This is a genomic window from Gordonia amarae NBRC 15530 (assembly GCF_000241345.1).
In the GTDB taxonomy this organism is placed as follows: domain Bacteria; phylum Actinomycetota; class Actinomycetes; order Mycobacteriales; family Mycobacteriaceae; genus Gordonia; species Gordonia amarae.
This window is the reverse complement of the sequence record NZ_BAED01000072.1, coordinates 1-20,616: the sequence shown is the minus strand read 5'-3', so window position 1 is coordinate 20,616 and position 20,616 is coordinate 1. Positions and strand designations below refer to the sequence as shown.

Below are 20,616 nucleotides of genomic sequence, written 5' to 3'. Positions count from 1 at the left end.
GCAGGTGGGGTCACGTCAGCGGGAGATCAGGTCCAGCGCTTCGCCGCGGGAAACCGCGCTGGTCTTGAACAGACCGCGCACCGCCGACGTCGTCGTGGTGGCCCCCGGCTTGCGGATCCCGCGCATCGCCATGCACAGGTGCTCGGCCTCGATCACCACGATCACCCCGCGCGGGTTGAGCCGGGCGACGATGGCGTCGGCGATCTGACTGGTCAGCCGCTCCTGCACCTGGGGACGCTTCGCGTACAGGTCGACGAGGCGGGCCAGCTTGGACAGGCCCGTCACCTGGCCGGACTCGCCCGGGATGTAGCCGACGTGGGCCACGCCGTGGAACGAGACCAGATGATGCTCGCAGGTGGAGTACATCGGGATGTCCTTGACCAGCACCAGCTCGTCGTGGTCCTCATCGAAGGTGGTGGCGAGGACCTCGCTCGGGTCGGTGTACAGCCCGGCGAACACCTCCTCGTACGCTTTGGCCACACGGGCGGGGGTACGGCGCAGGCCCTCGCGGTCGGGATCCTCGCCGACGGCCAGCAGCAGCTCGCGCACCGCGGCCTCGGCGCGGGCGAAGTCGAACGGGCGCCGGGCGGCGCCGGCCGGCGTGGCGTCGGCCAGGGGCTCGCTGTCTTCGGTCATCGTCATGAGTCGATCCTAAGTTAGGCGTGGTTGCGTCATGTGCGGAGCGTCACCGGACCCTTCGTGACCCTCGCTCCTTCGTCGCTTCGGCCTCAGGGATCAAGAGGGGTACCCGGCCCTTCATCACATCGGCCTCAGGAATCAAGAGGCGAGGCGTCTCGAAGGGTCCGGCGACACAGCCGCATGACCGACCGCGCACATCAGCCCTGGTGGCCGGAACCGTTGTGACCGTTGTGGCCGTTGGGGTCGTGGCCATTGGTCCCCTGCGGGTAGCCGCCCGGCCAGCCCTGGGGCTGTTCCGGGGCGGCGTGCTGCGGCGGCCAGCCCGGTGCCGACCAGTCGCGCGGGGCGCCGTAGTCGGGGTAGGTGCCGCCGGCGGGGCCCGGACCGTAGCCCGGCTGCTGGGGGTACGGCTGTTGGGGGTACGGCTGTTGGGGGGCGGGTGCCTGCTGGTAGACGCCCGCGGCCGCGGGCACCGGCTGCGGGACGACGGGCTGCGGCGGCCACGGCTCACCACGTTCGGCCGCCAGTTCGCCCGGCGTCTTCACCGGCGGTTTCTCGCTCGGGATGCGCTCGCCCCAGTCGTTGAAGGCGGTGATCCGGGGACGCTTGACCACGTCGGCGAAGATCTTCTCCAGATCCTTGCGGGTCAGCGTCTCCTTCTCCAGCAGGTTGGTGGCGAGCACGTCGAGGGTGTCGCGGTACTCCGACAGGATCGACCACGCCTCGGTGTGGGCGAACTCGATGAGCCTGCGCACCTCGTCGTCGATCTCGCGGGCCACCTCGGTGGAGTATTCGGACTGCGCACCCATCGACCGGCCCAGGAACGGATCGCCCTGGTCGTGGCCGTAGCGCACCGCACCCAGCCGGGCGCTCATGCCGTATTCGGTGACCATCGCGCGGGCGATCTTGGTCGCCTGGTCGATGTCGCTGGATGCGCCGGTGGTGGGTTCCTGGAAGACCAGTTCCTCGGCGGCCCGCCCACCCATCGCCATGACCAGCCGCGCGATCATCTCCGAGCGGGTCATCAGGTCCTTGTCCTGCTCGGGCACGGCCAGCGCGTGACCACCGGTGCGCCCGCGGGCCAGGATGGTGACCTTGTAGATCGGGTCGAGATCGGGCATCGCCCACGCGGCGAGGGTGTGTCCGCCCTCGTGGTACGCGACGACCTTCTTCTCGTGTTCGCTGATGATATGGCTCTTGCGGCGCGGACCGCCCACCACGCGGTCGACGGCCTCCTCAAGGGCCTCGGCGGTGATGACGGTCTTGTTCTCGCGCGCGGTGAGCAGCGCCGCCTCGTTGACGACGTTGGCCAGGTCGGCACCCGACATGCCCGGGGTGCGCTTGGCCAGGCCGTCGAGGTCAGCGCCCGAGTCGATCGGCTTGCCCTTGGCGTGCACATGCAGGATCGCCTTGCGGCCGGCCATGTCGGGGTTGCCGACGGGGATCTGCCGGTCGAAACGGCCGGGACGCAGCAGCGCCGGGTCGAGGATGTCGGGCCGGTTGGTGGCGGCGATCAGGATGATGCCGGACCGGTCGGAGAAGCCGTCCATCTCCACGAGCAGCTGGTTGAGGGTCTGTTCGCGCTCGTCGTGACCACCGCCCATGCCGGCGCCACGCTGACGGCCGACGGCGTCGATCTCGTCGACGAAGATGATGCACGGGCTGTTCTGTTTGGCCTGTTCGAACAGGTCACGCACGCGGGAGGCGCCCACGCCGACGAACATCTCGACGAAGTCCGATCCGGAGATGGTGAAGAACGGCACCCCGGCCTCGCCTGCGACCGCGCGCGCGAGCAGGGTCTTGCCGGTGCCGGGCGGGCCGTAGAGCAGTACGCCCTTGGGGATCTTGGCGCCGAGCGCCTGGTAGCGGGCGGGGTTCTGCAGGAAATCCTTGATCTCGTGGAGTTCCTCCACGGCCTCGTCCGCACCCGCGACGTCGGCGAAGGTCGTCTTGGGCATGTCCTTGGACAGTTGCTTGGCGCGTGACTTGCCGAAGCCCATCACGCCGCCGCGGCCACCGCCCTGCATCCGGCTCATCACGAAGAAGAACAGGCCGAACAGGATGATCATCGGCAACAGGAACACCAGGATCGACCACAGCACCGAATCCTGGGACACGTTGGTCTGGTAGCCGGCCTGGGAGGCCCGCACCGAGTCGAAGACGAACTCGCTGCCGTCGGACGGGTACTTGGTGCTGATCTTCTCGGAGGTGGCGCCCTTGTCGTCGACCTTGATCGGCTGCTTCAGGGTGATCCGCAGCGTCTGCTCGCGGTCGTCGATCTGCACGAACTCGACGTTCTTCTTGTTGAGCTCGGTCAGCGCCACCGAGGTGTCGACGCCGCGGAAACCGCGGTCGGTGTCGCGCATCGCGCTCCAGCCCCACAGCACCAACAGGATCAGCGCGAGGATGGCCAGATTACGGAAAACTGCTTTGCGGTTCATTCGCTGTTGGTGGGGTGCGGCACGTCGGCCGTTCCCGCTGTCCTTCCCGTCGACTTCGCTGCCACACTGCACCCGCGGCGTGCATGCAGGCGTGAGCGCACGCGGACGCGGGCGAGGGCTATTGACCCAGGCTACCGGTCAACGCGCAGGGAAGGGAAACCGTTCCCCGGCCCGGCCGGATGCCTCGATCGCGGCCGGGCAGCTGAACGGATCAGTGCTCGTAGACGCTCGGCTTGAGGCGCCCGATGTAAGGCAGGTCACGGTACCGCTCGGCGTAGTCGAGGCCGTATCCGACGACGAACTCGTTGGGGATGTCGAAGCCGACATCGGCGACGTCCACCGGGCAGCTGATGGCGTCGGGTTTGCGCAGCAGCGTGCACACCTGCAGGCTGCGCGGGTTGCGGGTGGACAGGTTGCGCATCAGCCACGACAGCGTGAGACCGGAGTCGATGATGTCCTCAACGATCAGCACGTCGCGGCCGGAGATGTCGCGGTCGAGGTCCTTGAGGATGCGGACCACGCCCGACGACGACGTGGACGAGCCGTAGCTGCTGACGGCCATGAACTCCATCTGTGAGGGGATGGGCAGCGCCCGGGCGAAGTCGGTCATGAACATGATCGCGCCCTTGAGGACGCCGATCAGCAGCAGATCGTCCTCGGTGTCGGTGTAGCGTGCGGCCACCGATTCGGCCAGCTCACGGGTGCGTTGCCGGATCTGTTCCTCGGTGATCAGGACCGCGTCGATGTCGTCCTTATAGGGATCGGTACTCATGAGGCCGACACTTCGACATGGGCGGGGTGGCTGCTGGGCTGAGGATCGTCAGTCTGCACCCGTTCAGCTTGTCATGACCGGACCGGGTCCGGTAGTCGGACATGCGGCTTGTCGGCGGCAGTCTGACACCGTGCGTCCACACCCTTGCGGACCGGGCCGTTCACAGGAATACTTCGCAGGACGAAGTACCAACCATTTCGTCACAGTGCCCCCAAAACTTGGGGCTTCCTGTCAGCTGACTGGATGGTTTTCATAACGGAGCGATAACGAATAGGCATGCATATATGCATCGTCTGTAACTATCTAGCTTCTAGAACGATGTGAATTTGTAAGGTACGCCGCGTCGGCGGATGATGACGCAGCAACCTCACACACTCGCGAGATCGTGACAGCCCGCATCTTCGGTGACCGCGAGACACAGCTTCCGGCAATACCCACGACAGAAGGCAGTTCCACATGCAGAACCTGACGGGGCGCACAGTCGTGCGCGTCATCACCGCATCGGTCCTGGCGATCTTCGCCATGACCACCGCGTTCATGAGCACCGGCGGTGCCGCCGCGGCACCGGCACCCAAGCCGGTCAGCTACAAGCTCCTGAACACCGGCAAGGGCGTCAAGATGCATGTCGGCAACGGCACCATCACCAGCGACGACGGCTGGCTCGCCATCAACGACACCGCCGGCCGCAAGGTGTTCACCATGCCGCTGTCGTACTCGATCGACAAGCTGCAGTTCCCCATCGACATCCGCCACAACGGCAAGTACGACGCCGTCCTGACCCCGTCGCAGGACAAGGCACGTGCGAAGGCACTCAGCCCGGCCGGTTTCGCCGCCGCCCAGCTCCGTATCCAGCAGGACTACGCGAAGAAGAAGAAGAAGTGCGACAAGGCCATGACGGACAAGGACGGCTACAAGTCGCGGCAGGAGCGTGACGATGCCGCTCTGAACCGTGTGACCAGCCAGCTGGGCACCGCCACCGCCATCGGCGGCTTCATCGGAACTGTCATCGGATTCATCGCGGGCGTGCCGCTGTTCGGCGTCGGCGGTGTTGCAGGCGCGGGTATCGGCGGCGTGGTCGGCACCATCATCGCCGGTGGACCGACACTGCTGTACGCAGCAACCAACTACCTGACCACCCTGAACACCCCGTTCAAGGCAACGGTCTGCCCGAGGTAGCCCACACCCGGTGCCCCCGCCGGAACAACTGAACACCACAGGCGATCCCGCCGACGGACATCCGTCGGCGGGATCGCCGTTTCCCGCGCCGATTCTCGGGTCCGACTCCAGAACGATCCACGCGACCGAAAAACAATCACCGGCGAACTATTTCTCTCGTGGGAAATAACTGTCGGTCATGTGGTCGAAAACCACCGGAAATCGCCCGCCCGGGACCTTTGGCTTACCGTTTTGTCGGAGTGACGTGAAACACTGTCGTAACCGAGACCGATTCGTGTTCGTGAAGATCTGCATTCACCGAAGACACCTATCCGTGTTTCGCAGCCCCACCAGGTCGGCCGGTTGTTGACCTGATCAACCCAGAGGAAGCAGCCCAGATGTTCGTTCTCTCCCGGCAGGCGATGACCCGTCTGCTGACGGCCGTGGTGATCGCGGTGCTGGCGGTGACCACCGCCCTGATGTCCGGTGGCGCCGCGAGCGCCGCGCCCGTCAACAACCCGGTGCAGTACAAGATCGCCCGAGACGGCGACAAGGTGCTGCTGTCGGTGACCGGTGGCTCGATCACCCGCGACGGTGACTTGCTGAGCATCCGCAACAACGCAGGACGCGCGGTGTGGTCGGCACCGCTGACCTACTCGCTCGAGAACAAGCAGTTCCCCATCGACCTGGTCAAGTACAGCTCGAACCGGGTGGCACTGGTTCCGATCAAGGATCCGGCGCGCTCCACCCCCGCCGACACCAAGATGGTCGAGGTCTCCCGCAAGTACGCCCAGAACTACGCGTCCGACGGCTACCAGACCCGCAAGGAGCGTGACGACGCCGCGCTGCGCCGGTTCAACTCCGAGGTCGCCGCGGGCATGACCATCACCTCGATCATCTTCACCGTCATCGGCGTGATCCTCGGTGTCGGTCTGATCGGTGTCATCGGCTGCGCCACCATCGTCGCCTGCGTCCCGGCGATCACGGCCGGTGTCGCCATCGGCGGTATCGCCGGCACCATCATCGGCGGCAGCGGCTCCGTGGTCGTGGCCGGTATCCGGTACTTCCAGACGATCACCTCGCCGTTCACCCCGCCGCGCAAGAAGAAGAACTGATCGCCCGGGTGTCATGACGGCATCCCGCCCGGCATGACCCCGCCCGCATGACAACAATGTCGGCAATCGCTGTCCTCGGATGAGGCCGTGGTTGCCGACATTGTTGTCTCACGGGGTTTCGAGGCTCGGTCGCCGGGCGACCTCACACCTCAACCGGCGAGGGGACAGCAGCGGGCGGGGGTCAGCGGGGTGTGCGTTGGAGGGTGAGAAGGCCGGCGGTACGGACCACCTCCAGACGGTGCCTCGGGTCGCCGCCGATCGCGACGCCACCCTGGCCGTGCCAGTCGGCGGCCAGGGCATCGACGGCGGTGATCACCGGGTGGGTCGGATCGGTGGCGCCGCAGTCGTGCAGCCACAGCCGGATGATGCGGCGGCGGATCGCGGGCGGGTAAGTCGCGAGGGTTCTTGCGTCGAGGGTGGGCGTGGGGTCGGGTTGGGAGCCCAGGGTCGCCGGACCCCTCGTGACCCTCGCTCCTTCGTCGCTTCGGCCTCGGGGATCAAGATGGTTGGCCGGGCCTTCGTCGCTTCGGCCTCGGGCATCAAGATGGTTGGTCGCTCGGGGGGTGGTCGCCACAGTGGCGTAGGCGGCGGTGGCGAGGGCGTCGAGGGCGTCGTTGTCGTCTTGGAGGGACGATGCGGTGCGGGCCAGAGCGGGGACCACGCCACCGTGCAGGACGTCGTCGAGCAGTGGCAGCGCCTCGGTGCGCAGGCGCACCCGGGTGAAGCGGGGGTCGTGGTTGTGCGGGTCGTCGAAGGTGTCCAGACCCAGCTCGGCGCAGGCGCCGCGGGTGTCGGTGCGGCGCAGGCCCAGCAGCGGGCGGCCCCACGGATCGTTCCACTCACGCATCCCGGCCAGCGACCGGGCACCCGAACCGCGGGCCAGGCCCAGCAGAACCGTCTCGGCCTGATCGTCCATCGTGTGGCCGAGCAGCACCGGGCGGCCGGCGCGGGCGCGGTCGAGGGCGTCGTAGCGGGTGCTGCGGGCTGCGGCCTCCATGCCGCCGGGGCCGTCGACGGTCACCGAGACCACCTCCGCGGTCGCACCGAGGGCGATCGCCTGGTCGGCGGCGCGGGCGGCGGTGTCCGCCGAACCAGGTTGCAGGTTGTGATCGACGACGATCGCGTGGACAGTCAGGCCGGCGCGGACCGCGCAGGCGAGAAGGGCGAGCGAGTCGGGGCCGCCGGACAGGGCGACGCAGATGGCCACAGCTGGTTGAGGTGCGAGCTTGCGAGCCTCGAAACCTGGTGAGACAACATTCTCCTCTTGCGGGGTTTCGAGGCTCGTCGCTTGCGCTCCTCTCACCTCAACCGGCGAAAGGGACGCGTTGAGGTGGGTGCGGGCGAAGGCTGCGACGGCCGCGGTTACAGCACCCGTTCGATCCACTTCTTCGGCTCGCTGATCTCCTCGGGGAGCGGCATAGTCTCGGGGGAAGTCCAGATCGCGTTGAAGCGTTCCATGCCGACCGTGCCCACGACCTCGTCGACGAACGCCTTGCCGCGCACATACTGCGCCATCTTGGCGTCCATACCGATCAGGGCGCGGAAGATGCGCTGCAGCGGGCTCTGCCTGGCGGCGCGCTTACCGTCGAACGCCTTGCGGATGGCGGCGACCGTCGGCACGTGGGCGGGGCCGACAGCGTCCATCACGTGATCGGCGTGGCCCTCCAGCAGCGTGCCGAGCATCATCATCCGCGTGAACGCCTCGTACTGCTCGGGCGACTGCAGCAGCTGCATCGCGCCGATGACGCCCTTCTCCCGGGGCTTGTCACTACGCAGCGCTGCGGTGATACGGGTGACGACCTCCGACGTCGACTCCCCCGCATCCGAGGTGAGGAGTTCGATGTTGTCGGTCATGTACTGGCGCAGCCACGGGTTGGCCGAGAACTGCACCCGGTGCGTCACCTCGTGCAGGCACACCCACAGGCGGAAATCCGACGGGACCACCTTGAGGGCACGTTCGACGGAGATGATGTTGGGGGCCACCACCATGAGCACGCCCGGCTCGCCGGTGTCGGGGTCGGGGGTGAAGGGGTCGTACTGGCCGAGGATCGCCGAGGACAGGAACGCCAGCAGGGTGCCCGCCTGGGCCCCGCCGACCGTGGCGGGGACCTTTTCCAGGTTGGAGATCGAGGTGCGCCAGAGTTTTCCGGGGATGGCGGTGAGGCCCTGTTGCGCTGCGTCGTTGTGGTGCGGGGTTTCGAGGCTCGTCGCTAACGCTCCTCGCACCTCAACCGACGAAGGGGGCACCCCAACCGACGAAGTGCGCGCCTCAACCGGCAAGGAAGCGACCGGCGAAGGAGACGCGTCGAGGCCGAGCATGGATTGCATCGAGCGGGCGGCGGCGTCGACCCATTCGTCACGATCGAGGACGCGGGTGGTGGGGATGCGCAGGCCGTCGGCCAGGCCGGTTACCTCGCGGACCGGGGCCTCGGCACGGGTCGCGGCGTCGAGAAGTTCGGCGTAGGCGGCGTCGCGGGTGTACGCGGTGATCTTGGGGCCGGGGCGCGACAGGCGTTTGCCGATGCTCGCCGCCACCGACCAGTCGATCCGTTCGCCGATCGACTCCACCAGGTCGTGATCCTGCTCGGTTGGGGCTCTGTGGCTCATCGGCATCCACACTCTCTCAGGTCTCCGACCACCGCGTCGAGCGCCGGTCGCGCATCCGCCGGGGAGGTCCCGCCGGAGATCAGCGCATACGACAGCACGCGGCCGTCGACGGTCTGCACTATCCCCGTCAACGAACTGACCCCCGTCAACGTTCCTGTCTTGGCCCGCGCCCAGCCCGCGCCCGGGTTGCTCGACGGATCGAAGCGGTCGGCCAGGGTGCCGGTGCCGGCCGCGATGGGCAGGCCGTCGAGCAGCGGGCGGATCAGGGTGCGGTTCTTCGCGCTCACACCCTGCCCACTGCCTGATCCCGGCGCGCCCGACGATGTGGTGGACTCGGCCGACTCGGGGCCGCTGGCCGCGGACATGACGGTGTCCAGGATCGTCGCCGACACACGGTTGTCGTAGGACAGGCCCGACGAGTCGTCCATCGTGACGCCGTCGATGCTGAAACCGGCGTCGGCCAAGGTCGCCCGCACCGCGTCGGCACCGCCCGACAGGCTTGCCGGCCCGCCGCGGGCCACCGACAGTTCGATCGCCAGTGTCTCCGCGAGCACGTTGTCGCTGAACCGCAGCATGTCCTCGACCCGCGTCTGCAGCGGTGCCGACTTCACCGACGCCACCACCCGTGCGGCCGAATCCGCCCTGACCTCGTCGTCGAAGTCGACGCCCAGCGCGTCGGCGAGCGCCTGGCCCGCCACCTTCGCCGGCTCGGCGGTCCGCGGGGAGAACTCGTCGAGCGGGTCCTTGGTGCGGCCGCCGTCGACGATCAGCGACTCGATGGGGGTGATGTCGCCGCCCGCGATGTCGGCGCGCTCCCAGTTCTTGTTCATCGACGGTCCGCTGAACAGCGACGTGTCGACGGCCACCGACGACACGTCGGTGCCGGACTTCTTGATCTGCGCGGCCAGGTCGGCGATGCGGCCCGGGTCGGTGTAGAAAGTGTCGGCCCCCGTGGGCTGCGCCGACAGCGTCGGGTCGCCCGCACCCTTGAGGATCAGCTGCCCACTCCGGCCGACCACCACCTTGGTGGTGAGGCGTTTGTCGTGCGGCAGGCCGAGAAGCGCGGCGGCGCCGGTGAGCACCTTCGCGTTGGAGGCCGGCACCCGCGGCTTGTCGGGGCTCTGGGACCACAGCACCTCACCGGTGCGCGGATCGGAGATCTGGCCGGTGAACTCACCGAGAGCCGGGGCCTTGATCGACGACGCGATGGCCTTGCGCACCCCCGCCGCCGACGGGGTGGGCGCGTCGGGTGAGACCGGCTTGATCTGCGGGTCGGCGACGATCGCGGCGGGCCGGGGCGGGATCCCCTCGGGCAGTTCGTCCTCGTTCAGCTGGTTGTAGACGGTGATGCCGCCGACGGCCAGAACCGCGACCATCACCACCGACAGCAGCGTCCAGAGCACGATGCGCCGAGTCCTTCTGGGACGCGAGCTGACGGTGTCGCGCACAAAACCTCCGGGTCCGACTTCAGGGATACAGATCTAACAGTATCGTTCAAGGCGGTTTATGCGGGTTACGGAAGGCCCGCGCAGAGTCTCAACCGCAGGAGGAAACGTGGAATTCGATGTGATCATCGAGATCCCCAAAGGCAGCCGCAATAAGTACGAGGTCGACCACGAGACGGGCAAGGTCTTCCTGGACCGCTACCTGTACACCTCGTTCGGCTACCCCGCCGACTACGGCTACGCCGACGGCACCCTCGGTGAGGACGGCGACCCGCTCGACGTGCTGGTCCTGCTCCCCGAGTCCGTGTACCCGGGCGTCGTCGTCAAGGCCCGCATCGTGGCCATGTACACCATGACCGACGAGGCCGGCGGCGACGACAAACTGCTCGCCGTGCCCGCCGGCGATGTCCGCTGGGACCACATCCAGGACGTCGGCGACGTCTCGGACTTCGAGCTGAAGGCCATCTCGCACTTCTTCGAGCACTACAAGGACCTCGAGCCGGGCAAGAGCGTCAACCCCGGTGGCTGGGTCGGCCGCGAGGAGGCCGAGAAGGTGGCCGTCGAGGCCGTCGAGCGTCTCAAGAACGAAGGCCACTAGGAGCTTTTCCGAGGGTCCGGGAGGTGGGCGCGTCAGGTGCTCGTCTCACCGGCCCCTTCGTGACCCTCGCTCGTTCCTCGCTTCGGCCTCAGGGATCAAGATGGTTGGCCGCTCCGTCCTCGCCCCGGCCTCAGGGATCAAGATGGTTGGTCGCCCGTCCTCGCCCCGGCCTCAGGGATCACGATGGTTGGTCACCTCCGCCTCAGGGATCAAGATGGTGGCTGCTTTCGTGTACCCGGCAGGAGGCACGGACCGGCATTAGGATCGACCGTTGTGACGCCTTCGCCACCCGCCCCCGCAGCCTCCCGCCCGCACTTCACGTCGATGCCGGACCTGGCTCTGCGCAATCTCGGCGGGGCGGTGGTCTGGACCAACGACGACCTGTTCGCCGAGGTGCAGAACCTGCTCAGCACCCCGCCCGCCGAGTACAGGCCGGCGACGTTCGGGCACAAAGGACAGGTGTACGACGGCTGGGAGACCCGCCGCCGCCGCGAGCAGGGCGTCGACCAGGCGATCGTGCGGCTCGGCGCGCCCGGCGTGGTGTACGGCGTGGTCGTCGACACCTCATGGTTCAAGGGCAACTATCCGCCGTTCGTCTCCGTCGAGGCGATCGCGGCAGAACAGATCGCACCTGGGGGCCTCGTCTCCGGCGCCGAACTGGCCGCGAGCGACAACTGGGTCACCATCGTCGAGAAGTCCGCCGTCGACGGCGACACCCGCAACCCGTTCCGTGTCGACGCCAAAGAACGCTTCACCCACGTGCGGCTCACCATGCACCCCGACGGGGGCGTGGCCCGCTTCCGGGTGCACGGACGCGGCGTCCCGGACCCGAAGTTCTTCCGCTACGGCCACTTCGACCTGGCCGCGCTGGAGAACGGCGGCCTGGTGACCGCCTGCTCCAACATGTTCTACAGCTCCCCCAACAACCTGCTGATGCCCGGCCGCGCCCGCACCATGGGCGAGGGCTGGGAGACGTCCCGGCGCCGCGACGCCGGCAACGACTGGGTGCAGGTGCGTCTGGCCGGACGCAGCCGCGTCAGCCTCGTCGAACTCGACACCAGCTACTTCCTCGGCAACGCCCCCGGTTCGGCGACGGTCCGCGGCCGCGACGGCGACGACGGCGAATGGTTCGAGGTACTCCCCCGCACCGAACTTCTGCCCGACACCCGGCACCGCTTCGTCATCGACCTCGACCGGCCGATGACCGAAGCCCGCCTGGACATCTTCCCCGACGGCGGCATGGCCCGGTTCCGCCTCTACGGCACCCTCACCGACGACGCCGAGGCCACCCTCATCGAGCAGTGGGAACGCGGCGAGGCCTGACCCGGTCGGCCTGTACCCGAATACGACACAGCCCCGGTAACCGGATGTCCGGTTACCGGGGCTGAAAGTCAGAGGATATTGCCTCTAGATCGCGGTCACGTTGGTGGCCTGAAGGCCCTTCGCGCCCTGCTCCACGTCGAACTCGACGCGCTGCTGCTCCTCAAGGCTGCGGAATCCGCTGCCCTGGATCGCGGAGAAATGGACGAACACGTCGTCGCCCTTGTCGTCGGGGGCGATGAAGCCGAAGCCCTTGTCGCCGTTGAACCACTTGACGGTTCCCTGTGCCATACTACTGTGCTACTTCCTGCAATGCGGGCCACATTTTTCGGCCCACCACCTCCAGCATCTCACACATCGGGCCGATTCGGTGCTTCGGCACCGCGTGAACCCTTCAGGAGGCGAAGGCCGGGATGATCTCCTCGCGGATCCGAACCTCGGTGGCCGAACCGTCGAGCGGGGTGAGGATGACCGCGTCGGCGACCTCGGCGGCGTAGATGTCACGGATCAGGCCGATGAGTCCGTGCGAGGAACCGATATACCGCACCGTCTCGGTGCCCGATGGCCGGGTCCCAGCCTGGCCCCGAGGTCCCGACTCGAGTGCACTCACCGACGCTCGCGCAGACGCCGGATGCGCGGCTATTGCCACCTCGACCTCAAGTGCCACAATAAATTTCGCCGGATCTCGCTGACCGGCGCGCAGCACGTTGCGGGTCCGCTGGGCGTCGCGCAAGGTGGGGCGGCGCACCACGATCGGCAGATCTACGGTGGTGTCGCCGCGCAGGGCCACCACCAGTTGCGGCCGCCCGACGCTGATGGTCGCCCGCGGTGTGGCTTCGGCGATCTCGACAGTCATCCCAGGCTCTCTTCCACTCGTCCGGTGTCACGACGGGACACCAACTCCGACAATGCGTTCAGCAACCGATCGACGTCGTCCGCGTCGGTGCCCAGACCAAAGCTCGCGCGCACCGCACCGTCGGGGTAGCCGAGGCGGGCGAGCAACGGGTGTGCGCAGAAGCGGCCGTCGCGCACCCCGATGCCGTGATGGTCGGCGAGATAGCAGGCCACCGTGCGGGCGGAGAAGCCGTCGACGGCGAATCCGGCGATGCCGACCCGGTTGTCGGTGTCGGCGAAGATCCGCAGCGGGCGTACACCGTCGAGCGCGGCCAGCCCGGCGTCGAGGCGTTCACGCAGCGCGTGCTCGTGGTGGCCGATGTGCTCGAAACCGATGCCGGCCAGGGCGGTGCAGGCGTCGGCAATCGACACCGCGCCGAGTACGTTGGGCGATCCGGCCTCGTGCCGTGCCGGGCCCGAATGCCAGTGCGGCGCACCGTCGGCGCCGACCTCGGCGCTCGCACCGCCGCCTGCGAGGTACGGCGAGGCCTCGTCGAGCCAGTCACCGCGGCCCACCAGCACGCCGGCGCCGAACGGTGCGTACAGCTTGTGTCCGGAGAACACGAGGTAGTCGATGCCGTGGCTGACCACCGAGATCGGCTGGTGCGCCACGAGTTGCGCGCCGTCGACCAGGATCCGGGCGCCGTGCCGGTGGGCGATGGACGCCAGCCGCGAGATCGGCAGCACCTCGCCGGTCACGTTCGACGCCGCGGTGATCGCCAGCAGCGCAGCCGGTTTTGACGCGAGCTCGGCGTCGAGCGCGGCCAGGGTGTCCTCGACCGTGCCGCACGCGGTGACCACCCGGGTTCCGGAAAGCCGCTGCCACGGCAGCAGATTGGCGTGATGCTCGATGTCGAGAACAACGATGTCACCACCCCGTTCGGCCAGGCAGTGCGCGAGGAGGTTGATCGAGTCGGTGGTGTTGCGGGTGAACACCACATGATCGTCGGTGCGGGCACGGACGAATCGGCGGACGGTCTCGCGGGCCTGCTCGTAGCGGTGGGTGGTGATCTGCGACAGGGCGCCCGCGCCGCGGTGCACGCTCGCGTACTGCGGCAGAGCGTCGAGCAGCCCGTCGGCGACGGCCCGCAGCGCCGGTGCGCTGGCCGCGTAGTCGAAGTTGGCGTACCGCACCGACGATCCGTCGAGCACCCGGACGCGCTCATCACAGCCGACGACCTCGGCGAGAGCCGGAATGAACGGCCCGGCAACAGAATCAGATACGGCAGGGCCGGATAGGACAGCAGGACTGGAAAGAACAGCGGTCATGACAAAGACTCCTAGGAGATCCACGCTTGCCGTGTCCGGTCGAACACGGCCGGGTCGTCACCCGGAGCACCCCACCGTGGTGGAGGGTTGCCGACCAGCGAGCCGGGGCTTGTCACTGGCACTCATGACCCACGACCAAGGGTGGCCCACGGCCGCCGGAGGTGTCAATCGAGATCGTGGGTTTGATTCAGCGTGGTCGAAACCCGCCCGACGCCGTCTCGACTTTCCACCGCGCGGGCTTTCCTGTGTCGTCCTGCCAGGGGACAAATCTTCCATACCCCGAGGTCTAGGGTGGGCGCATGGCAATCGTCTCCATCAGCACCGAACTACAGATGCCGGCCGACACCGCCTGCCGGCTCGCCGCCACCCCCGACGTGATGATGTTCGTCCTGGCGCCCGTGCTCAGCCTGTCGCGGGAGAACGTGCCACCGCCGGGCACCGTCGTCGAGCCGGGATTCTCCGCCACCGGCCAGGTGAAGTGGTTCGGCCTGATCCCGAGCTGGAGACACACGATCACCCTCGTCGAACGCAGTGCCCACGAGCTGTACACCACAGAACACGGTGGCCCGCTCAAGGTGTGGAATCACCGGCTCACCTTCGAACCGATCACCGAGAACAGTTGCCGCTACACAGATCAGATCGAGATCGAGGACGGTGCCGCCGGCTGGCCCACCCGGCTGTTCATCCGCCTGCTGTTCCCGCACCGGCACCGACGATGGAAGACCGTCGCGGCGATCGCGACGGCCTCCCGGTGATCCCTGTGTGTATGTGAGCGACGGCTACGTGCCGGGACGAGATTTGCTCAGCCGAGGGCTTTGTCGAGGTCCGAGAGCAGGTCGTCGGCACCTTCAAGACCCACCGACAGCCGCACCACCGAGTCGGTGAGGCCGATGGCGGCGCGGCCGTCGGGCCCCATCGCACGGTGGGTGGTGGTGGCCGGATGGGTGATCAGCGACTTGGAGTCACCGAGGTTGTTGGAGATGTCGATCACCGACAGCCCGTTGAGCACCTCGAACGCACGCTCCTTGCCGGACACGCCGGCCCGGTCGTTGAGCTCGAAGGTGAGCACGGTGCCGCCGCCCGACATCTGCCGACGCGCCAGGTCATATTGCGGATGCGACTGCAGGAACGGGTATTTCACCCAGCGGACGCGGTCGTCGGTCTCCAGGAACTCGCCGATGCGCAGCGCGGTGGCCACCGAGGCGTCCAGGCGCAGCTTCATCGTCTCCAGCCCCTTGAGCAGCAGCCACGCGTTGAACGCGCTCATCGCCGGGCCGGTGTGCCGCATCAACTGCTGCACGGGTCCGTCGATGAATTCTTTGTCACCGAGCACCGCGCCGCCGAGCACCCGGCCCTGGCCGTCGATGTGCTTGGTTGCCGAGTACACGATGACGTCGGCGCCGAGGTCTGCGCCGCGCTGCAGCAGCGGGGTGGCGAAGACGTTGTCCAGCACCACCTTCGCGCCCGCGGCGTGGGCCAGTTCGGTGACGGCGGCGACGTCGACGAGGGTCTGCATCGGGTTGGACGGGGTCTCGAAGAACACCGCGGTGGTGGGCACCGACAGCGCCTGCTCCCACTGCTGCAGGTCCTCGCCGTCGACGAAGACGGTCTCCACACCCCAGCGCGGCAGGATCTCGTTGCACACCACGAAGCACGAACCGAACAGGCTGCGCGCGGCGACGAGCCGGTCGCCGGCCTTGAGCAGGGCGCCGAGCGCCACGAACACCGCGGCCATGCCGCTGGCGGTGGCGAAGGCGGCCGGCATGTCGTCGAGCAGGCGTAGCCGCTCCTGGAACATGTTGACCGTCGGGTTGCCGTAGCGCGAGTACACGTAGCGCTCGTCCTCGCCGGTGAAGGCGCGTTCGGCGGCCTCCGCCGACTCGTAGACGTAGCCGCTGGTCAGGTACAGCGCCTCGGACGTCTCGAAGAAGCCGGAACGGTCCAGACCACCCCGGACACCGATGGTGTCGAGCGAAACCCCTTCGGGCAGAATATGACTCATGACTGCCTCCAAGGCAGGTTCGAGGCGCGCCAGCCCGCGGAGCCACGATGATCGTATCCATCGAGAGCGCCCTCGAAACCGTCGAGCACGTTGTAGGCCTTGGCGATACCGGCCGCCGTCGCCGCTTCGGCCGCACCGATGGAGCGATGCCCGGACCGGCAGATGAAGATCACCTCGTCGCTGTCGCGGATACCGGCGTCGCGCAGCTGCGCCACGAACGCCTGGTTGGGCGCGCCGGCGGGAAAGTCGATCCACTCGACGAACACGGTCCGCTTCCCGAGGACCTCCAGGTCGGGTACGCCGACGAAGTTCCATTCCGCGCGAGTGCGACAGTCCACCAGGACGGCATCGGGGTTGGCTTCAAGCGCATCCCATGCTTCCTGGGGCGTCAGATCTCCCGCGTACGTCACGACGTGCACACCTTCCATTCGCCGTCCTCGCGCACCACGGTGGTGTCGACGACGTTCTTCTTGTCTTCGGATTTATCGAAATGCCAATGTACTCGCGCCGTGGCGCGGTCGCCGTTGACGGTGAGGTCGGTGATCTCGGGGATCTTGATCTGCCCGTTGTCGTCCATCGACTTGCGGTTGTCGGTCACGAAGCTGTCCTTGGTGGGGAAGCCCTCGGCGCCCCGGACGGCGGCACAGTTCACGGCGGCGTACTTGTCGAAGTCGGCCTCGTTGCGGGCGGTGTAGTAGTCGTTGATCGCGTGCTGGACCTTCGCGTCCTCACTCATCCGGTCCTCCGCCGGACGGACCGCGTTGGAGATCAGCACCCCGATCACCACCACGAGCACCACCACACCTGCGATGATGAACGGCAGCGCCGCCTTCCAGGACGGTGCGTCACCGTCCGGGGCCTGCGGGGTCGGGGTCCGGTCTTTCGCCATGAGGCGGATTCTATCGGCCGTGCATCCGGTCCCTGTCCGGCAGGATCAGCCCGCCCGTCCAGCCTCCCGAGTGAGGCAACCCTCACAACCATTTGGGTGTCGGCAGTTGAGCGCCTACCGTAGAAGGGATAGGCAAATGACGGGCGTCACAACCGCCCGCCTTTTGCCCGACACTGATGGGCCCGCCCATCGCACACCCGCCGACGGCCACCACCTTCCGGCCGCCCCCGGGTGCCTGTGACAACCGAGATAGACACCACCGACACAGAGGAACACCCCTCACGATGACCGAAGACACCCGTCCGTTGCGGGTTGCCATCGTCGGCGCGGGTCCCGCCGGGATCTACGCCGCCGATGCCCTGATGAAGCACGACGACCTCAAAGAGCGTGGGGTCAGCATCGACCTGTACGAGCGGATGCCTGCACCGTTCGGGCTGATCCGCTACGGCGTGGCGCCCGATCACCCGCGGATCAAGGGCATCATCAACGCCCTGCACAAGGTACTCGACAAGCCGCAGGTCCGGCTGCTGGGCAATGTCGACTACGGCACCGACATCAACCGCGAGGATCTGGCCCGTCACTACGACGCCGCCATCTTCTCCACCGGCGCCGTCGACGACCGCGATCTGGGCATCCCCGGCATCGAGCTCGACGGCAGCTACGGCGCGGGCGAGTTCGTGGCCTGGTACGACGGGCACCCCGACTTCGCGCGCACCTGGCCGCTCGAGGCCGAGAAGGTGGCCGTGATCGGCGTCGGCAACGTGGCCCTCGACGTGGCGCGCGTGCTGGCCAAGACCGGCGACGAGCTGCTGCCGACGGAGATCCCGGCCAATGTGTACGAGGGCCTCAAGGCCAACAAGGCCGTCGAGGTGCACGTGTTCGGCCGTCGTGGTCCGGCGCAGGCCAAGTTCACCCCGCTCGAACTCAAGGAGCTCGACCACTCCCCCACCATCGAGGTCATCGTCAACCCCGAGGACATCGAGTACGACGAGGGTTCGGCCGTCGCCCGGCGCAGCTCGAAGATCACCGACCAGGTGGCCACGATCATCGAGAACTACGCGATCCGCGAGCCCAAGCAGGGCGCCATCCACAAGCTGTTCCTGCACTTCTTCGAGAACCCTGTGGAGGTTCTCGGTGAGGACGGCAAGGTCGTCGGCCTGCGCACCGAGCGCACCGAACTCGACGGCACCGGCAACGTCAAGCCCACCGGGAAGACCACCGACTGGGAGATCGGCGCCGTGTACCGCGCGGTCGGCTACCTGTCGGACAGTCTGCCGGAGATCCCGTTCGACTCGCAGGCGGGTGTGATCCCCAACGAGGCGGGCCGCATCTTCGACGAGGGTGCCCACCTGCCCGGCCTGTACACCACCGGCTGGATCAAGCGCGGCCCCGTCGGCCTCATCGGCCACACCAAGGGCGACGCCAACGAGACCGTCCAGTGCATCGTCGACGACACCGCCGCCGACAAGCTGAACACCCCGGCCGAGCCGTCGGAGGAGTCGGTGATCGCGCTGCTGGAGAGCCGCAAGATCCCGTTCACCACCTGGGCCGGCTGGTACCGCCTCGACGAGCACGAGCGCGCGCTCGGTGCCGCCGAGGGCCGTGAACGCATCAAGGTGGTCGAGCGCGAGGACATGCTCGCCGCCTCGGAACCGGACAAGGTCTAGGGCCGGGCTGGTTCACATACAACCACTGAGGGCGACCGGATTTCCGGTCGCCCTCAGTGGTTGTGGCACATCTACGAGCCGAAGTCGGAGGACCCGAACGACGACGAGCCGGTGGACGGGCGCAGCGGGGTGCCGCCGGTGCCGCCGTTCTGCTCGACCTGCTCCTCGAGGTTGCCGGCCCGGATGCCCGACGGTGTCGACGGCGCGTTCTTGCCGATGGTCACCTCGTTGCGCCAGGCGCCGAGGTTGTTGGACAGATTCTCGATCACCGGGCCGATGGCGTAGCCGGAGATGGAGCTGGGCACGCAGCCGGTCCAGCGCGTCTCGATCGGGTACTGCCAGCGTTTGGCGGCCTTGTTGTACACCATCACGGTCTTGCCGGGCTTGACCTCGTCGATGTGGACGCTGCGGCCGTTGATCTCGGTCAGGGTGACGTCACGGATAGTGGTGCCGCCGATGTTCTTCACCGTCAGCGAGCGCTTCATGTACCAGAGCTGATTCCACGGCTGCCCCCACTGACCGAAGACGCACTTCACCGAACCCCGGATCTGGAGATCTCCCGGTCCCGCGGCCTGCGCGGGTGCGGTCCCCACCATAGTGCCCGCCGCCAGACCGGCGGCCGCGAGCGTGGCCACCCCGGCCTTCTTCAGGGCAGCCATCTTCTGGGCATTCATCCGTGTATTCCTCCAATTCGTGGCATCGGCATTGTGCCGGGCCACCTCGGTCACGACATTGTGTGCTTGACCCCCGTGCACACAATGTCGCCCAAGAGGCGCGAGAACGTTACGGCAATCACAAAAAGATAGGGCCGAAAGACCCTTCCTATTGCTAACAAATGTGGCCGGATCAGAATGCCAGGGCACCGCCGAGCCAGGTTCCGGCGGCGACAAGGGCTGCGAACAGCTCGATGCCCATGGTGATCAGCGCCGCCTTGGCCGCGGCCAGCGCACCCTTCCAGGCGATCGAGGCGTTCTGTGCGCGCGCGAACTCGGCGAGGTAGGCGCCGAGGATGAAGCCGAGGAACAGGCCGAGCACCGGGACCACGAAGAAACCGACGATCCCGACGATGCCACCAACCAGGATCGTCGTGTTGGGCACGCCGCTGGACTTGAGATGCTTACCGGCGACGAGATACTTGACCACGTCGCCGATCACGATGACCGCGGCGGCGATCCCGAACACCAGCCACGCCCAGCCGCCGACGATCGCGGCCCACACGAGGATCGAGAGCCCGACGATGATCCCGCCGGGCAGCACGGGAATCACGATCCCCAACAGACCTATGCCGATCGTCAGTCCGACGATCAGCTCACCCCAGAACGGCACCCGGTGTCAGTCGGAGCCGGGTGAACGCACGACCTGCGTGCGGTCGTCGGAGCCGTCGGCGTCGGGGGTCGGCTGCGGTGCCGGCTTCTCGGTGGTGACGGCGGTGGGAGCACCGGCAGTGGGCCGGGCAGGCGCGGGACGGCCGGGTGCAGAAGCACCCGCACCCTGCGGACCCGGCTTACGCGGCGGGCCGGGCGGTTGCGCACCGGGCGGCGGACCCGGGCGGCGCGGACCGGCCACCGGACCCCTCGCTCCGGGTGCGGGCGGACGTCCCTGCGGTCCGGGACGTGGCCCCGGTCGGGGACCGCCGGGCTGCGGCGGGCGCGGTCCGGGACCACCCGGCTGGCCTGTGGGGCCGGACTGGGCAGGGCCGCGCTGGGCAGGGCCGGGCTGGGCGGGACGTTCGGCCGTCCCGCCGGGGCGCGGACCTCCCGGAGGCGGCGGCACGGGACCACCTGGTCCCGGGCGCGGGCCACC

21 protein-coding genes and 1 riboswitch are annotated in these 20,616 nt (G+C 67.8%); of the genes, 6 read left to right on the top strand and 15 right to left on the bottom strand.

Annotated features, from left to right (window positions below; translation table 11 throughout):
- Positions 1–15: 15 nt before the first annotated feature.
- From folE to hpt, 3 genes are all read right to left on the bottom strand, one after another.
- On the bottom strand, positions 16–642 hold the full coding sequence (gene folE, locus GOAMR_RS21650) for a GTP cyclohydrolase I FolE (protein ID WP_005193100.1): 627 nt from the start codon (positions 640–642) through the stop codon (positions 16–18).
- A gap of 194 nt (positions 643–836) precedes the next feature.
- Entirely contained in the window at positions 837–3,080 is a 2,244-nt protein-coding gene (gene ftsH, locus GOAMR_RS21645; protein WP_005193097.1) for an ATP-dependent zinc metalloprotease FtsH, read from the bottom strand.
- A gap of 211 nt (positions 3,081–3,291) precedes the next feature.
- Entirely contained in the window at positions 3,292–3,852 is a 561-nt protein-coding gene (gene hpt / locus GOAMR_RS21640) for a hypoxanthine phosphoribosyltransferase (protein WP_005193094.1), read from the bottom strand.
- Between the two features lie 456 nt (positions 3,853–4,308).
- Here hpt and GOAMR_RS21635 point away from each other — a divergent pair, with 456 nt between their 5' ends.
- Together GOAMR_RS21635 and GOAMR_RS21630 are read left to right on the top strand one after the other, a co-directional pair.
- Entirely contained in the window at positions 4,309–5,028 is a 720-nt protein-coding gene (locus tag GOAMR_RS21635) for a DUF8020 domain-containing protein (RefSeq protein ID WP_005193091.1), read from the top strand.
- A 377-nt stretch (positions 5,029–5,405) separates the two neighbouring features.
- Positions 5,406–6,122, top strand: a complete 717-nt coding sequence (locus GOAMR_RS21630) for a DUF8020 domain-containing protein (protein ID WP_005193088.1) — start codon at positions 5,406–5,408, stop codon at positions 6,120–6,122.
- 181 nt (positions 6,123–6,303) lie between these two features.
- Here the strand turns inward: GOAMR_RS21630 and tilS are convergent, their stop codons facing one another.
- The 3 genes from tilS to GOAMR_RS21615 all read right to left on the bottom strand — a co-directional run bounded on the left by tilS (position 6,304) and on the right by GOAMR_RS21615 (position 10,105).
- Positions 6,304–7,329: a tRNA lysidine(34) synthetase TilS gene (tilS, locus tag GOAMR_RS25675; protein WP_005193087.1), complete on the bottom strand. Its 1,026-nt coding sequence runs from the start codon at positions 7,327–7,329 to the stop codon at positions 6,304–6,306.
- 155 nt (positions 7,330–7,484) lie between these two features.
- Positions 7,485–8,729: an Rv3626c family coenzyme F420 biosynthesis-associated protein gene (locus GOAMR_RS21620; RefSeq protein WP_005193084.1), complete on the bottom strand. Its 1,245-nt coding sequence runs from the start codon at positions 8,727–8,729 to the stop codon at positions 7,485–7,487.
- Positions 8,726–10,105: a D-alanyl-D-alanine carboxypeptidase/D-alanyl-D-alanine-endopeptidase gene (locus GOAMR_RS21615; protein WP_083837063.1), complete on the bottom strand. Its 1,380-nt coding sequence runs from the start codon at positions 10,103–10,105 to the stop codon at positions 8,726–8,728. Before GOAMR_RS21615 ends, GOAMR_RS21620 begins: the two co-directional genes overlap by 4 nt.
- Before the next feature lie 178 nt (positions 10,106–10,283).
- On the opposite strand from GOAMR_RS21615, the gene GOAMR_RS21610 reads away from it, so the two are divergent.
- Together GOAMR_RS21610 and alc are read left to right on the top strand one after the other, a co-directional pair.
- On the top strand, positions 10,284–10,772 hold the full coding sequence (locus GOAMR_RS21610) for an inorganic diphosphatase (protein ID WP_005193080.1): 489 nt from the start codon (positions 10,284–10,286) through the stop codon (positions 10,770–10,772).
- Between the two features lie 324 nt (positions 10,773–11,096).
- Positions 11,097–12,095, top strand: coding sequence for an allantoicase (alc, locus tag GOAMR_RS21605; RefSeq protein ID WP_244427482.1), 999 nt, complete (start codon positions 11,097–11,099; stop codon positions 12,093–12,095).
- 84 nt (positions 12,096–12,179) lie between these two features.
- Here alc and GOAMR_RS21600 read toward each other — a convergent pair whose 3' ends face one another.
- From GOAMR_RS21600 to GOAMR_RS21590, 3 genes are all read right to left on the bottom strand, one after another.
- Positions 12,180–12,383 (bottom strand): cold-shock protein, encoded by a 204-nt coding sequence (locus GOAMR_RS21600; protein WP_005193076.1) that lies wholly within the window; start codon positions 12,381–12,383, stop codon positions 12,180–12,182.
- 103 nt (positions 12,384–12,486) lie between these two features.
- On the bottom strand, positions 12,487–12,948 hold the full coding sequence (locus GOAMR_RS21595; protein WP_005193073.1) for a hypothetical protein: 462 nt from the start codon (positions 12,946–12,948) through the stop codon (positions 12,487–12,489).
- Entirely contained in the window at positions 12,945–14,255 is a 1,311-nt protein-coding gene (locus tag GOAMR_RS21590) for an aminotransferase class V-fold PLP-dependent enzyme (protein ID WP_050942845.1), read from the bottom strand. Before GOAMR_RS21590 ends, GOAMR_RS21595 begins: the two co-directional genes overlap by 4 nt.
- A 17-nt stretch (positions 14,256–14,272) precedes the next feature.
- Positions 14,273–14,385: riboswitch (SAM riboswitch) on the bottom strand.
- Positions 14,386–14,554: 169 nt separating this feature from the next.
- On the opposite strand from GOAMR_RS21590, the gene GOAMR_RS21585 reads away from it, so the two are divergent.
- Complete coding sequence (locus tag GOAMR_RS21585; protein ID WP_005193068.1) at positions 14,555–15,010, top strand: Rv1443c family protein; 456 nt, start codon at positions 14,555–14,557, stop codon at positions 15,008–15,010.
- Positions 15,011–15,057: 47 nt separating this feature from the next.
- Here the strand turns inward: GOAMR_RS21585 and GOAMR_RS21580 are convergent, their stop codons facing one another.
- Genes GOAMR_RS21580 through GOAMR_RS21570 form a run of 3 tightly spaced genes read right to left on the bottom strand, consistent with a single transcriptional unit; the run spans position 15,058 to position 17,146 of the window.
- Entirely contained in the window at positions 15,058–16,257 is a 1,200-nt protein-coding gene (locus tag GOAMR_RS21580; protein ID WP_005193066.1) for an O-succinylhomoserine sulfhydrylase, read from the bottom strand.
- Complete coding sequence (locus GOAMR_RS21575; protein WP_040516072.1) at positions 16,254–16,667, bottom strand: rhodanese-like domain-containing protein; 414 nt, start codon at positions 16,665–16,667, stop codon at positions 16,254–16,256. Before GOAMR_RS21575 ends, GOAMR_RS21580 begins: the two co-directional genes overlap by 4 nt.
- On the bottom strand, positions 16,664–17,146 hold the full coding sequence (locus GOAMR_RS21570) for an Rv0361 family membrane protein (protein ID WP_005193062.1): 483 nt from the start codon (positions 17,144–17,146) through the stop codon (positions 16,664–16,666). The genes GOAMR_RS21575 and GOAMR_RS21570 overlap by 4 nt, the downstream gene beginning before the upstream one ends.
- 284 nt (positions 17,147–17,430) lie before the next feature.
- On the opposite strand from GOAMR_RS21570, the gene GOAMR_RS21565 reads away from it, so the two are divergent.
- On the top strand, positions 17,431–18,813 hold the full coding sequence (locus tag GOAMR_RS21565; RefSeq protein WP_005193060.1) for an FAD-dependent oxidoreductase: 1,383 nt from the start codon (positions 17,431–17,433) through the stop codon (positions 18,811–18,813).
- A 71-nt stretch (positions 18,814–18,884) separates the two neighbouring features.
- Here GOAMR_RS21565 and GOAMR_RS21560 read toward each other — a convergent pair whose 3' ends face one another.
- The 3 genes from GOAMR_RS21560 to GOAMR_RS24920 form a co-directional block, all read right to left on the bottom strand.
- Positions 18,885–19,487: a hypothetical protein gene (locus GOAMR_RS21560; protein ID WP_005193059.1), complete on the bottom strand. Its 603-nt coding sequence runs from the start codon at positions 19,485–19,487 to the stop codon at positions 18,885–18,887.
- A gap of 172 nt (positions 19,488–19,659) precedes the next feature.
- Entirely contained in the window at positions 19,660–20,139 is a 480-nt protein-coding gene (locus GOAMR_RS21555) for a DUF456 domain-containing protein (RefSeq protein WP_005193057.1), read from the bottom strand.
- Positions 20,140–20,145: 6 nt separating this feature from the next.
- A complete protein-coding gene (locus GOAMR_RS24920; protein ID WP_138943850.1) occupies positions 20,146–20,379 on the bottom strand; it encodes a hypothetical protein in 234 nt (77 codons plus the stop codon).
- Positions 20,380–20,616 lie beyond the last annotated feature (237 nt).